Annotated in this window: 2 protein-coding genes; both read right to left on the reverse strand. The window is 49.1% G+C overall.

The window, feature by feature from the left end:
- Nucleotides 1–130: 130 nt before the first annotated feature.
- The gene (locus tag ACOMG9_RS20925) at nucleotides 131–7,687 is read right to left on the reverse strand and encodes an AAA family ATPase (protein WP_448218313.1); all 7,557 of its coding nucleotides are present in this window, start codon (nucleotides 7,685–7,687) and stop codon (nucleotides 131–133) included.
- Nucleotides 7,688–7,841: 154 nt separating this feature from the next.
- Entirely contained in the window at nucleotides 7,842–15,440 is a 7,599-nt protein-coding gene (locus ACOMG9_RS20930) for an AAA family ATPase (protein ID WP_448218314.1), read from the reverse strand.
- Nucleotides 15,441–15,522 lie beyond the last annotated feature (82 nt).

Here is a 15,522-nt window from a genome sequence, read left to right on the forward strand (position 1 = left end):
ACATTGAAAGTCATCAGTAATTTGACCTTAGGGTTGGAAAAAAGTTCCGATAGTCCTGACTATTGGAGGAAATCACCGATCTCAAAAAGCTCATCATGGCCAAATGGTTAAGTACCTAACCAGTTGGTTATCAGGTATCCAATGACTCAAACAGCGAATTTAAATTCACAGTGTTCAAAAACTCGTCGGCAATTTTTGTCAACTCAGTGGGTTTGAGCACCAGAGCGTTATTGGCGTTTTGTGCAAGTCGTAGGTAGTCATCCTCAAGAGACTGAATTAACACAGAATTACTTTGGATTGAAGACAACATACAACACAGCTCTTCTGGTGAAGATGGATCATGAGCGCCATAGGAGTCTGTATGGTAGGAGCTCCCTAAGAAAGCCTCGATCCAGCAATAAGCCAAAGAGCCGCCATTTGAGTGTGTCACTCCATACAGGTAATGACTGAGGGCCTGATAAATCGCCTCTTTGCATTTTTTTTCTGATTTCTCCAGAAGGAGCTGCTCCTTAATTGATAGCTTAAAGGGCTCCAGAATCTGTTGGTAGCTGCTTATGATTTCAAGCTGTTTTTTCTTGAATTCTTCTAATTCAATTTGACCTCGCTTACTACCCAAGTCGGCCAGCGCTCTGTTGCGTTCCAGTTCTATCGCCTGATATTTTTTGGCTTTTCCCGATAATGTCTTCAATTCCGGATTGTTCTCAGCTTTTTGTTGCAACAGAGCTTCGACCTTTTCATTAATCACTGTGTTGTGCCATAAAATATTTCCCATGATAAATACCGGACGGTGGTTCACCCTGCCCGAGATCGACTGCTCAAACGCAGGTTGGCGCAACAGCAGTCGTTCTACATTCGGAATGCCCCCGGGTTGGTCGGTCCAGCGGATCTGTAAAGATCGCTCGGGGATATTATTTTCAAGGGATTTTGAAAAACCATCATGACAGTGAGTAATGAACCAGGCACCGCGTTCATTCTTTTCGTGGCTATAAAAATCACACCATATCTTGCTATTTTTTTCCCTGTGCAACAGGGTCTGATACCATTTTTTCAGGCAATCTGTGGCTGCAACCTTCAGTTCATCGACTTTTTCAAGTGACTCCAACAGATAATGGTGTTGATCGGCCTTGATAATCTTTTCTTTGTAGAACGACAGTGGATCTAGCCAACCCAATTGCATGGCTGCTTTGGCAAAGTGAATAACCGAAGGGATGGTTAAGTCACTGCATCGCAGTATTTTATTCATTGAAGCCAACCACTGCAGGGGACTTGCTCCGCCCTCAACAATCATTTTTGAGTGCAATGACTTGAGTTGTTCAATGACCTGATCTGCATCATGGCCCATCAATATCTTTATTACTGCATCCGACATCCGATCAAGGGGATTCCCATAGTGGTCGAACGCATCACCGACCAATTGCTCCTCTGAAGAGCGCAATGCTTTTGTCTCTATCAAGATCGAGAAGATCGAGATCGAGATCAAGACACCCATAGATATCAAGATCGAGACACCCATAGAAAAAGCGACTAAATCTCTTTGCTTCCAAAGATTTTCTACCAATCCGCCAGTACTTAGATATTTATCGAGCAATGTACTGTTTGTCTCAAGGACTTTGTGCAGTTTCTCGAAGCTCATATAACAGGCTTCAGCCAGAGCTTGCTGTTGTGCTGAGTCAGCATCTTTCAGGAGATTCTTAATCAGATCCCCGATCTTTGAATCAGTGCTAAACGTTACGACCTCCCCGGAAGACTGCTGGTCAGGTGTAATTTCTATTATGTCCATGGGCGCCCCGCCCAAATCCACTGCCCCCCAGGTTTGGCCTCCATCCACGGAATACTCGGCAAAGCTGTGGATGCGGCTACTAATTTCCCGACAGGGAATCCCGAAATAACGACAGAAAGCTACAAAAACAGGTACACGATGACGACAGCTACCTTGCCGCTGTGTTACCAGGTATTGAAAGAAATTTTTATGCTCTTCTGGTGCAGCGCCACCGGAGAACTGTTCGCAGTATTCCGTGATTGCGCTAATTCGTTGCCTGACGTCTTTAGCGTTTATTATTTTGTGCAACGGTGCCTGTATTTCGGCGGGTTGTTCGTTGATGTTATCAAACAGTTCCTTCATTACGGACCTCATGCCTTCTGAACACTGGACGTCAAAAAAAGCTTCTTTAGCAGCCGTTTTTTTGCCCGGCTTTGTGGGTTCTACGACATAAGTACATTGAAAACTCTGGCCGACTGCGGCCAGAGGAATAAACAGTGTATGCAGCCCGGTATAGTCGTCCCTGATCAGTTTAAATGGCAAACAGGGTTCTATATGCAGGGCCATGATAGTGTCACTGGCCGTCAGGCTGGGCAACAGACATTGACCGTTCTTTGGTGATATCTCAAGGGTCGCCAGCGTTTGATTTCTGGTTAATATCACTTCCTGGTCATTCCCTGGCAACTGGTCAGATGTCAGGGTTTCGATCCCCAGAAGGTGTTTACTATCAAGATTGATCTTTTTGATATCACCCCTGGCAGTGACACGAATATCCCATGCCTGCCAGCGATACATCTCAGGGAAATGCTGCGAATCAAAAACTTTATAAAGTTCAACCTTTTGCGTTTCCTCATCCTCATAGTTCGTCTCTCGGTCCAAAGCCGGAGCTTTTTGTTCCTCGACTTCCGGGTCGTAGGGTTCAGGAGCGTCGTTACCGCCAATAGCTGATGCTGTGTTAATAAAGTCGTTTACCCAGCGCTTCGGCAGATCACTGATCTGATGCCAAAATACGGGCCAGCATTGAACGTCATTGGCCTTCCATGCCTGTATCTGCTTATCAGCCTCCTGAAGATAAGGCTGGAAAGCAGGCCTTTTCAGTGTTTGTGCCTGCTCTTTGGTCAGGGGAAATACGCTATTAGCGTCCACGTCCGTAAGGTCAAACACACCAGCGAACCAGCATTGCTGCCAGTGTCTGTAAAGTGCCTGTGTGAAAATATCGTCCGACTGATCCGGATTCAGGGAAAGACCGAATGCCTGCCATCTGGTCTGGGCCACCATCCTGATGAGTTCCCTTTTGGTTTCCTCTCCAGCTGGACGAGTCTTGATACGAATTTCATGGTTTTTTTCATCAACACCGCTGAGATGACTGCTTCGTACCAACCACGGACGATCAATGTCCGATACTGTCCGATTTAACCATTGGCAAAGTCCGGAATTAAATTCACTTTTCTCCACGGCAAGAGCTGATGACCCGGGCAGATTCTCCAGCGATAGATTGGCGGCCATGAAGAAAAGCTGGTAGTGCTGAGTGAGGTATTGATGAAGTGCTTTATCGGAAAAGTCGCCTCCTCTGAAGACAGCCCTGGCGACATTCTGAAGATCAAGACTGGTCGGCTGCAATGGCAGTTTTCTCTGTTGCAGGTAAGCCCTTAAACGACAATGTTTTTCTGTTAGCTTTTTAGCGACTGATATCCATTCCGGGGACTCTGGCAACACCTTTTCGGCAATGGTCTGTAATTCTGCCGCGTTGTACTGCCGGATGGGTAAATGTCGAAAACGCCCTTTCAGCGCCGGTGATAAGGGTTTACGCCCGCTGTACTCAGGCGGGTTGATGGTGGCAAACAGGTGGAAACCCGGATGGGCGCCACCGGCCAGAATATCGTTCAATTCACCTTCCAGGTGCTGGCTGTCGATCAGATTCATTTCCGAAATCACCACGATGCCGCCATCGTCTTTTGCCTTCTGGATCTTTTCGCACAGTTTGTCCCAGGAACAATCACAGGCATTCAGGTAATGGACTTCCGGCATGGATTCTTGCCGTTGTTCAGCCTGCTTTCTGACACTTTCAATCACCAGGTTCAGCGTGGCATCCTTGCCCCGCCCCGCCGGACCTTCAATCAGTGTCGCCTGACGACCGCCGTGTTTTCTTTTGTGATGATAAGCCTGCTGACAGCGGCTTAAATCCTGTCCAAGTCGTTGCGCCAGTTCACGGACTGCCGATCCGGAGGTATCAAAGTCTGGTCGGATTTTTTCGCTGACTGTACTGAAGGCCTGCTGCATTTCCTCCAGGGTTTTCTTATGAACTCTGTCGCTCAGGGTGTTCTCCGGTTCGTAGCGGGCAGCAAACCAGATTTCCAGTGCCGACAGGGCATCCTGATGTGTTTCGGTGATTTCAGGGCCCAGTACATCCCGAAAACTTTGCTGTATCAAACCGTTTATTTGCCCACAGGTCACACTGCCGCGAGCGGGCTGAGCACGATCCAGATACCAGCCCACCCAGCTGCAGATGTCTGTTAAATCCCTGGGGGTAAACTCATGGTCGGGCAAGAGTTCCTGATAATATTGCCAGAGCGTCATCACACTTTTGCTGGCACTGTGTGCAATGTCGTTTATTTGCTGCTCCAGCAGATGCCGTTGTAGATGCTTTACCAGAGCGGGTTCCACGGCTCCATCCCGAAGGAATGCCTGGTCTAACCGGGGGTAGTAAGCCCTGGGCAGTTTCTCTTTCAGGACCGGGTCCATTTGACGCCCGGCATAATGATCCGGGTTGCCGGTGAGAATCACCCGGTGTTTTTTGCTGACCTTGACAGGATGACCATTCACATAGATGCAGGGTTGCGGTTCCCATAAGCCGTTCAATGATGCCAGTATTCCGGTCTGGGCCAGGTTGGCTTCATCCAGAACCAGGGTAATGTATTCACCGTCTTTGTCGGATTGGGTACCGGCCCATTCCATCAACGCCCGGTTTTGCTGCACCATAGAGCGGTCGCCATCGGCCTGTTGTCGCCACTGCCAGCGTTTCATCAAGGTCTGTTCACTGTCGGAAGGTCCAAGGGAAATGACTGAAGCTTGTCCTGAAGCCCTGGCCATTTTGGCAGAAAAGTAACTTTTCCCGGTGCCGGTTTTTCCCTGCAGGAAGATAACAGGAGAGTCCGTAAGCCGTTCATGGAGCCGGGATAATCGTCGGCTTTCACGATCTTTCTGATCTATCTCGCCGTGATAAAGATCCCTGGCCAGCGCTGACAAAGGCATATCAGTGGAGACCGTCCATTTCAATGATTCAGACAGCCGAAGTACTATACGATCAATGCCTTCTGCCTCAGAATTCGCCGTTCTGGCCATGTAAAAACAATCGCTGGCCAGCGCCTGAATGGCATCGGACCGGGTCTGCCCCGATGGCAAGTGTAACTGCCAGCCAGAAGCCAGCCCATCCTGCAAGCGTTTAATCTGTCTTGATGGCCTGATAGCTAAGGGTAGACAGTGTTTCGCTGCCTGCGGGTCCACCGCCAACTGATAAGCCATTGCCTGTCGATGTTCTTCAGGCCCATGGGCCACAATCAGGGCGCAGACCTTGTCCAGAACTTCTTTTTGAGCCCACCCGGGCAGTGGACTTTCATAGGACAGTTGTAATCCTTCAAAAGGGTTCTCCATCAAGACTGCCGGATCAAAGGCCCGGGTCAGCCGCCAGAGGTTCTGCTTCACAAATCTTCTATCCAACCGCCGGGAACCTTTGATGATGGCCGTTAACTGATCCGGGTCTACCGTGGCGGTCTGATTCTTATCCGGTAACAAGTGCCAACAAGCCACTTTCATAAAATCACGCACAGTCGGGTTCTGTCGGGTGCCATGGGTAATGACGCTATTGATAGCCTTTCGCCAGTGGCAGGGCAGGAGTTGCAAGGACTGGTCAACCTCTTGTGCTCGCCGGGCAGCCAGTATCAGATTGTTCAACAACTCTTCAGTTATTTCTGGCAGTGGGTTACAAAGGTGAACAGGTACGGTTTTAAACGCTTCGTAAAGTTTATAAAGCGCCTGTTCTGGCAGTTCAGTCCGTGGGATACCATGCCTGACGACATTGATATCCCAAAGATCGACCTCAAGACACGGGCTACCTTTGGCGATCATCAGATTAACTATTGACGACTGGCTTTTTGCAGACGCAGGCCAGAGCAGGGTGACATGAGCTTTTGGATAGGCCTGTAATTGGCCATTCACCAACAGAGGTTGTCCAATAATCAAGGGTTCCAGGAGCTGCTGAAGCGTTGGATTAGTCTCCAGCCCCCGCAATACCACCGGCTTGCCAGCGGTTAATTCCTCCTGCAACGCACTCCGACCTTGTCCAAAACGGGCCTTTTGTTCTGAGGTGATATGGATATTATCAAATAGCTGGCTGAAACTGGTCTGTTCATTGACCTGAATGACCAGAGGTGCCTGCGGGAGACCATTGATCCAATAATTTGCCTGAGCATCTTGCTGATATGTCACTGTATCAAAGGCACCAGGATTTCTGACTTTTTCCGGTGGTTTGGGCAGAGGGTATTTATCGTTTTCTGTCAAACCCAGGGCTTTTGGTTGTCCTTTTGCATGAGCCACCTGAAGCCGGGGCTCCAGACCGGTTGTCTTCTGAATAGTCTGCAGTGAGCCCAGCAAACAGAACCAATCTGCCTCAGTGAGAGGAGACGTTACGGTGACGGCACCACCGGCACGAACTTGTTCTAACAGGCAGGTATTAGGAACTGCGAAGCCTTCCGGAGCAATGGCAATCGGGTTCAGCCACTGGGCGATATTACCCTGGTTAATAATAATCGGGTTTCCTGGTGTCTGATCTTTATCAACTCCTTTATCACCTTCTTTGTAACAAGAGCGGGATTGGCTTTGAAACAGTGAATGAAGCTCGTTATTCCCCAACGGCATTTGATAAAACTTAACATCGTCGGGTAACTGACAGACCTTGCCATTGCTCTCAAAACAGTGTTGCGCCAGCATCTGTCGCATGGTCTGTTCAAAGGCCAGATCTTCCCAATCGGCCCCTTTCAGAATCACCCGTTGTCCGGCCCTCAATGTCTCAAGCCTGCCGGGGAGGTGCTGGATTCGCCCCTGTTTATCCACTCCGGGGCCGCCCAGCAGCAACTGTCGCCAGTTGTTGTGCAAGTGACATTCAATAACAACGGTGTTGTCGTCGTCCATAGCACTTTCGGCAGAGGGGAGTTCAGCCAATAACGGAGGTAACTTGTCGGTCTCCATCAATGGGTCATGGCCAGTCTGTGGGTTGAACTGCCAGGTATTTTCCGGTCGGTTAATTCGTCGCCAGAAATCAGCACCGGGGGCATTGCCACTATGGCCAATTGATGCCAGCTGTGCAGGGTCTGCCAGAACCAATAGAGAAACATGCTGGCCCAGAGGGCGCTTCTTCTGGCTGACTTTGTCGTACAGACAGGGGTTATCCGGGTCCAGCAGATCGTTAAATTTGGGCAGCTCTTCGCTGGTGAGCTTTCTAATATCCATCACCAGAGTCAATAGCTGTGAACCTTCGAACAGCTTGCCTGAACCCAGAGTGTGGCGACCCTCTTCGGAAATACTCAACCGGCTCACCAGGTTAGCCTGTAAAAGGTCATCGGGATGGGAAATAAGGGCAACATCACGATGTTCATCACCGTCAGTAGCAACCAAAAGCTGTCGAACCTCGTCATCGCTGGCGACAAAACGAAAATCAAAGGCATTAGAGATCTTTTGAAGCGATGAGTCCGTTGAGGATACCCTTCTCGGTTTACCAGACATCACACCCGGAATTGACAATTTATCGAGTCTGGCAGTTACACTGGTGACCTTGGCAATACTTAGCGGTAAATCCAGCTTTGCTCTTTTGGCAGGCGTGGCAGTATCGTGAACGGGCGCCTTTATTTTTTTACCACAAATACGACCATCCATAGTCCGCCTCCTGACATCTGAAGGATTAAATTGAAAGTGTTTAATGTTTAGACTTTAGAAATGAACGAAAGTTCCATTTAAAGAGATAACCCTGACTATTGGAGGAAATCACCGATCTCAAAAAACTCATCACGGCCAAATGGTTAAGTACTCATCAGGTATCCAATGACTCATACAGCGAATTTAAATTCACAGTGTGCAAAAACTCGTTGGCAATTTTGGTCAAGTCACAGGATTTGATCACCAGAGCGTTACCGGCGTTTTGTGCCTGCTTTAAGTAGGTATCCTCTACAGAACTCTGAAACGATAAAGAGCTGTTAATATGACGCGTCATGTCATACAGCTCTTGTGGTGAGGATGGCTCATGAGCACCATAGGAGTTTTTGTAGCAGGAGTTCCCTAAGGAAGCGTCGACCCAGCAATAGGTCAAAGAGCTGCCTTTTGAGTGTGTCACTCCATACAGATAATGACTGAAGGCCTGACAAATCGCTTCTGAGTATTTGAGTTCTATACCTCTCAGAAGGGACTTCTCTTTATCTGATACCCCAAGGGTCTCCAGAATGCGTCGGTAGCGGCTTTCGATTTCAAGCTGTTTTTTCACGATTTCTTTTAATTTATTTTGATATTGCCAACAAGAAAAACAGAGTTTGTAGGCGTTTTTTCTCTCTTCATCCAAGTCGGCCAGAGCTCTGGTGCATTCCAGTTCTATCGCCTTATATTTTTTGACCTTTTCCGATAATGTCTTCAATTCCGGATTGCTCTCAACTTTTCGTTGGAGCAGGACTTCGGCCTTTTCATCAATCACTGTGTTGCACCAAAAATTGCCTCCCACGATAATTACCGGACGGTGGTTCGCCCTGCCCGAGATCAACTGCTCAAAAGCAGGTTGATGCACCAGCATTCGTTCTATATTCGGAATGCCCCCGGGCTGGTCAGTCCAGCGGCTGTTTAGAGCTCGGTGGGCGATTTTATTTTCAAGGGATTTTGAAAAACCATCATGACAGTGAGTAATCAACAAGGCATCGAGATTATTCTCTTGATGGTCGCTATAAAAATGACACCATTGCTTGCTGTTTTTTCCCCTGTGCAACAGGGTCTGATACCATTTTTTCAGGCAATCTGTGGCTGCAACCTTCAGTTCATCGACGTCTTCAAGTCTCTTCAACAGACAATGGTGTTCACCGGCTCTGATAATTTTTTCTTTGTAGAACGACAGTGGATCTAGCCAACCCAATTGCAGGGCTTTATTGGCAAAGTGTCTAACCGAAGGGTTGGTTAAGTCACTGTACAGCAGTATTTTATTCATTGAACCCAACCACTGCAGAGGGCTTGCTTCTTCCTCAACTACCATTTTTGAGTGCAATGACCTGAGTTGTTCAATGACCTGATCTGCATCATTGTCTAACAATATTTGTCTTACTGCCGACGACATCGGATTATGGGGCTTCCCATATTGGTTGGGCACATTACCGATCAATTTCTTTTCTGAAGCGCTCAGTTCTTTTGTCTCTGTTAATATTGAGACACCCATAGAAAAACCGGCTAAATTTTTTTCCCTCCAAAGATTTTGTACAACTTCGGAAGTACTTGGATTGGGTAATGCGCTGTTTGTCTCAAGGGCTTTGTTCAGTTCCTCAGGGCTCATACCAGAAGCTTTAGTCAGAGCTTGCTGTTGTGCTAAGTCAGCATCGTTCAGGTTTTTTAATTCAGTGCTGAAATCACCAGCCTTTCTGACCTTTTCGGCCTTCCTGGCTTTCCCGGCCTTCCCGGCAGCCTGGTAGAAAGGTGTAGTTTTTGTTACCTTCACCGGCGCCCCGCCCAAATCCGAAGACTCCCAGGTTTGGCCTCCATCTACGGAATACTCAGCAAAGACGTGCTTGAGGCTCTCAATTTGCCGACTGGGAATCTCGAAATAGCGACAAAAAGCAACAAAAACAGGCACACGATGACGACAGCTACCTTGCCGATTTGTTACCAGAAATCGAAAGAAATTTTCACTCTCTTCTGGTTTAGCTGCACCGCAGAACTGTTGGCAGTATTCCGTGATTGCGCTAATTCGTTGCCTGATGTTTTTAGCGTCTATTATTTTCTGCAACGGTGCCTGTACTTTGGCTGGTTGTTCGCCGATGTTTCCAAATATTTCCTTCAGTACGGACCTCACGCCTTCTGAACACTGGACGTCAAAAAAGGCTTCTCTGGCAGCCGTTTTTTTGCCCGGCTTTCCGGGTTCTACGACATAAGTACATTGAAAACTCTGGTCGGCAGCGGCTAGAGGAATAAACAGTGTATGAAGCCCGGTATAGTGGTCCCTGATCAGTTTAAATGGCAAATTAGGTTCTATACACAGGGCCACGATAGAGTCACTGGCCGTCAGGCTGGGCAATGGACATTGACCATTCTTTGGTGATACCCGAAGGGTCGCCAGCGTTTGATCTCCGGTTAATGCGACTTTCTGGTCATTCTCTGGCAACCTTTTAGGTGTGAGGGTTTCGACCCCCAGAAGGTATTTACCATTAAGATTGATCTTTTTGATTTCACCTCTGGCAGTGATACGAATATCTATTGCCTGCCAGCGATACATTTCAGGGGGATGCTGCGAATCAAAAACTTCACAAAGTTCAATCTTCGGTATCTCCTGATCCTCATAGTTCGTTCTTCGATCCAATGCCGGTGCTTCTTTCTCCTCAACTTCCGGATCATAGGGTTCAGGAGCGCTGTCACCGCTAATAGCTGATGCTTGGTTGATAAAAACCTTTGCCCAATGGTTCGACAGATCACTGATCTGCTGCCAAAATGCGGGCCAGCATTGAACGTCATGGGCCTTCCATACCTGTATCTGCTTATCAGCCTCCTGAAGATAAGGCTGGCAAGTCGGCATTTTCAGTATTTGTGCCTGTTCTTTGGTCAGGGGAAATACGCTATTAGCGTCCACTTCGGTAAGGCTAAAATCATCAGCGAACCAGCGTTGCTGCCAGTGTCTGTAGAGAGCCTGTCTGAGAATATCGTCCGACCGATCCGGCTTCAGGGAAAGACCGGATGCCTGCCATCTGGTCTGGGCCACCATCCTGATGAGTTCCGTTTTGGTTTCCTCTTCAGTCAGACGGGTCTTGATACGAATTTCATGTTTTTTTTCATCAACACTGCTGAGATCACTGTTTCGAATCAACCACGGACGATCAATGTCCGATACCGTCCCATTGAACCATTGGCAAAGTCCGGAATTAAATTCATTCTTCCCCATGACAGGAGCCGAAGGCCCGGGCAGTTTCTCCAGCGATAGGTTGGCGGCCATCAGATAAAGCCGGTAGTGCTGATTGAGGCATTGAAGAACGGCTTTTTCGCTAAAATCGCCTCCTCTGGTGATAGCCCTGGCAACATTCTGTAAATCAAGGCTGGTCGGTTGCAACGGTCGTTTTGTGCGTTTCAGGTGAGCCCTTAGAAGACAATGTTTTTCTGTTAGTTTTTTAGCGACGAATGTCCCTTCTGAGGACACTGGCAACACTTTTTCGGCAATGGTCTGTAATTCTGTCGGATTGTACTGCCGGATGGGCAGATGTCGAAAACGCCCTTTCAGCGCCGGTGATAAGGGTTTTCGCCCGCTGTACTCAGGCGGGTTGATGGTAGCAAACAGGTGGAAACCCGGATGGGCGTCACCGGCCAGAATGTCGTTTAACTCACCTTCCAGATACTGGCTGTCAATCAGATTCATTTCTGAAATCACCACTATGCCGCCATCGACTTTTGCCTTCTGGATCTTTTCACACAGTTTCTCCCAGGAACAATCACAGGCGTTCAGGTAAAAGACTTCCGGCATCAATTCTTGCCGTTGTTCGGCCTGCTGTCTGACACTTTCAATCACCAGGTTCAGCGTGGCATCCTTGCCCCGCCCCGCCGGACCTTCAATCAGTGTTGCCTGACGGCCGCCGTGTTTTCTGTCGTGATGATAAGCCTGCTGACAGCGGCTTAAATCCTGCCCAAGCCGTTGCGCCATTTCACGGACTGCCGATCCGGAGGTATCAAAGTCTGGTCGGATTTTTTCGCTGACTGTACTGAAGGCCTGCTGCATTTCCTCCAGGGTCTTGTTATGAACTCTGTCGCTCAGGGTGTTCTCCGGTTGGTAACGAGCAGCAAACCAGATTTCCAGTGCTGACAGGGCATCCTGATGCGTTTCGGTGATTTCAGGGCCCAGTACATCCCGAAAACTTTGCTGTATCAAACTGTTTATTTGCCCACAGGTCACACTGCCGTGAGCGGGCTGAGCTCGATCCAGATACCAGCCCACCCAACTGCAGATGTCTGTTAAATCCCTGGGAGTAAACTCATGCTCTGGCAGCAGTTCCTGATAATATTGCCAGAGTTCCATCACACTGTTGCTGGCACTGTGTGCAATGTCGTTTATTTGCTGCTCCGTCAGATGCTCTTGTAAATGATTGGCCAGAGCCGGTTCCACCACCCTGTCCCTAAGGAATGCCTGGTCCAGGCGGGGGTAGTAAGCCCTGGGCAGTTTCTCTTTCAGGGCCGGGTCCATTTGGCGCCCGGCGTAATGATCGGGGTTGCCGGTGAGAATCACCCGGTGTTTTTCGCTGACCTTGACAGGATGACCATTCACATAGATGCAGGGTTGCGGTTCCCATAAGCCGTTTAATGATGCCAGTAATCCGGCTTTGGCCAGATTGGCTTCATCCAGCACCAGGGTTATGTACTCTCCTCCAACACAGCCTCCGCCTTTGTCGGATTCGGTCTTGGCCCATTCCATCAGTGCCCGGTTTTGCTGCACCATAGAGCGGTCGCCATCGGCATGTTGTCGCCACTGCCAGCGTTTCATCAGGGTCTGTTCGCTGTCAGAAGGTCCAAGAGACAGCACCCAAGCCTGCCCTGAAGTCTTGGCCATTCTGGCAGAAAAGTAACTTTTCCCGGTGCCGGTTTCTCCCTGCAGAAAGATAACGGGAGAGTCGGTAAGCCGGTCATGGAGTCGGGATAATCGACGACTTTCACGATCCTTCTGACTTATCTCGCCGTGATAAAGATCCCGGGCCAGAGTTGACAAGGGCATATCAGTGGAACCTTGCCAAGCCATTGATTCAAACAGTCGATGTTTTATGCGTTCAATGCCTTCTGCTTCAGAATTGGCTGTCCTGACGATGTAGAAACAATCGTTGGCCAGCGCGTGAATAGCATCGGACCGGGTCTGCCCCGATGGCAAGTTTAACTGCCAGCCAGAAGCCAGTGCATCCTGCAAACGTTTAATCTGTCTTGATGGCCTGATGGTTAAGGGTAGATAAAGTTTCGCTGCCTCCGGATCGACTTTCAACTGATACGCCATGGCCTGTCGTTGTTCCTCAGGCCCATGGGCCACGATCAGGGCGCAGACCTTGTCCAGAACTTCTTTTTGAGCCCACCCGGGCAGTGGACTTTCATAGGACAGTTGTAATCCTTCAAACGGGTTATCCGTCAAGACTGCCGGATCAAGGGCCCGGGTCAGCGGCCAGAGGTTTTGCCTCACAAACCTTCTATCCAACCGCCGGGAACCGTTGATGATGGCCGTTAACTGATCCGGGTCTACCGTGGTGGTCTGATTCTTATCCGGTAACAATTGCCAACAAGCCACTTTCATAAAATCACGCACAGTCGGGTTCTGTCGGGTGCCATGGGTGATGACGCTATTGATAGCCTTTCGCCAGTGGCAGGGCAGGAGTTGCAGGGACTGGTCAACCTGCTGTGCTTGCCGGGCAGCCAGTATCAGATTGTTTAACAACCCTTCAGTTATTGACGGCAGTGGGTTACAAAGCCGGGCAGGTACGGTTTTAAACGCTTCGTAAAGTTTATAAAGCTCCTGTTCTGGCAGTTCAGTCCGTGGGATACCATGCCTGACGACATTGATATCCCAAAGGTCAACCTCAAGACACGGGCTACCTTTGGCGATCATCAGATTAACTATTGACGACGTGCTTTTTGCAGACGCAGGCCAGAGCAGGGTGACATGAGCTTTTGGATAGGCCTGTAATTGGCCATTCACCAACAGAGGTTGTCCAATAATCAGGGGTTCCAGAAGCTGCTGAAGCGTTGGATTAGTCTCCAGCCCCCGCAATACCACCGGCTTGCCAGCGGTTAATGCCTCCTGCAACGCACTCCGACCTTGTCCAAAACGGGCCTTTTGTTCCGAGGTGATATGGATGTTATCAAATAGCTGGCTGAAACTGGTCTGTTCATTGACCTGAATGACCAGGGGGGCTTGCGGGAGACCATTGATCCAATGATTTGCCTGGGCAGATCGTTGATAAGTCACGGTATCAAAGGCAGCGCGATTTCTGACTTTTTCCGGTGGTTTGGGCAGAGGGTATTTATCGTTTTCTGTCAAACCCAGGGCTTTTGGTTGTCCTTTTGCATGAGCCACCTGAAGTCGGGGCTCCAGGCCGGTTGTCTTCTGAATCGTCTGCAGTGAGCCCAGCAAACAAAACCAGTCTACCTCAGTAAGAGGAGACGTTACGGTGACGACACCACCGGCACGAACCTGTTCCAACAGGCAGGTATTAGGAACTGCGAAGCCTTCCGGGGCGATGGCAATTGGGTTCAGCCATTGAACAATATTACTCTCGTTAATGAGGATGAGGTTTGCTGGTGCCTGCTCTTTATCAAGTCCTTTGTCACCCTGTTTGTTATGAGAGTGGGACAAACTTTGCAGCAGTGAATGAAGCTCGTCCTTCCCTACCGGCATCTGATAAAACTGAACATCGTCGGGTAACTGACAGATCTTGCCATTGCTCTCAAAACACTGTTGCGCCAGCATCTGTCGAAGGGTCTGTTCAAAGGCAAGATCTTCCCAGTCGGCCCCCTTCAGTATCACCCGTTGTCCGGCCTTCAATAGCTCAAGCTTGCCGGGAAGATGCTGGATTTGCCCCTGTTTATCCACCCCGGGGCCGCCCAGCAACAACTGTCGCCAGTTGCTGTGCAAATGGCAGTCAATTAAAACACTATTGTCGTCGTCCATAACACTTTCGGCAGAGGGGAGTTCAGCCAATAACGGAGGTACCTTGTCGATCTCCACTGATGGGTCATTGCCAGTCTGTGCGTTGAACTGCCAGGTATTTTCCGGTCGATTAATTCTACGCCAGAAATCAGCGCCAGGTGCGTCATCACGCCTGCCAAGCGATGTCAGCTGAGCAGGGTCTGCCAGAACCAATAAAGAAACATGCTGACCCAGGGGGCGCTTCTCCTGGCTGACTTTGTCGTACAGACAGGGGCTATCCGGGTCCAGCAGATCGTTAAATTTGGGCAGCTCTTCGCTGGTGAGCTTTCGAATATCCATTATCAGAGTCAATGGCTGTGAACCTTCGAACAGCTTGCCTGAACCCAGAGTGTGGCGACCCTCTTCGGAAATACTCAACCGGCTCACCAGGTTAGCCTTTAAAAGGTCATCGGGATGGGAAATAAGCGCAACATCAAGATGTTCATCACGGGTAGTGGCAATCAAAAGCTGTCGAACCTCGTCATCGCTGGCGACAAAACGAAAATCGAAGGAATGAGTCGTCTTTTGGAGCGAGGAATCCGTTGCGGAGATGGTTCTCACTTTGTCAGGCAAGGTCTCTGAAGTTGGCGATCTCTTTAGTCTGGATCTTACTTCAGAGCAGATTTCTACATCCTGCTTTTCCTTTGACGATATACCCAGCTTTGCCATCTTGGCTGCCACGTCATGATCATGCAGGCTACGATCATGAACGCGTTTTTTGGTACCTCCGGCAATTTGACCATCCATAGTCAATCTCCCTCTCAACTGTCATTTGAAAATTCTTTAACGATTAGACCTTAAGGTGGGAGTAAAGTTCCATTTTGGTCGT

The organism is Endozoicomonas sp. PH6C, from assembly GCF_059322965.1.

Bases quoted from the DNA above. Each gene is read 5' to 3' on its own strand.
- ACOMG9_RS20925 (WP_448218313.1), bottom strand. From the start codon at position 7,687: ATGGATGGTCGTATTTGTGGTAAAAAAATAAAGGCGCCCGTTCACGAT.
- ACOMG9_RS20930 (WP_448218314.1), bottom strand. From the start codon at position 15,440: ATGGATGGTCAAATTGCCGGAGGTACCAAAAAACGCGTTCATGATCGT.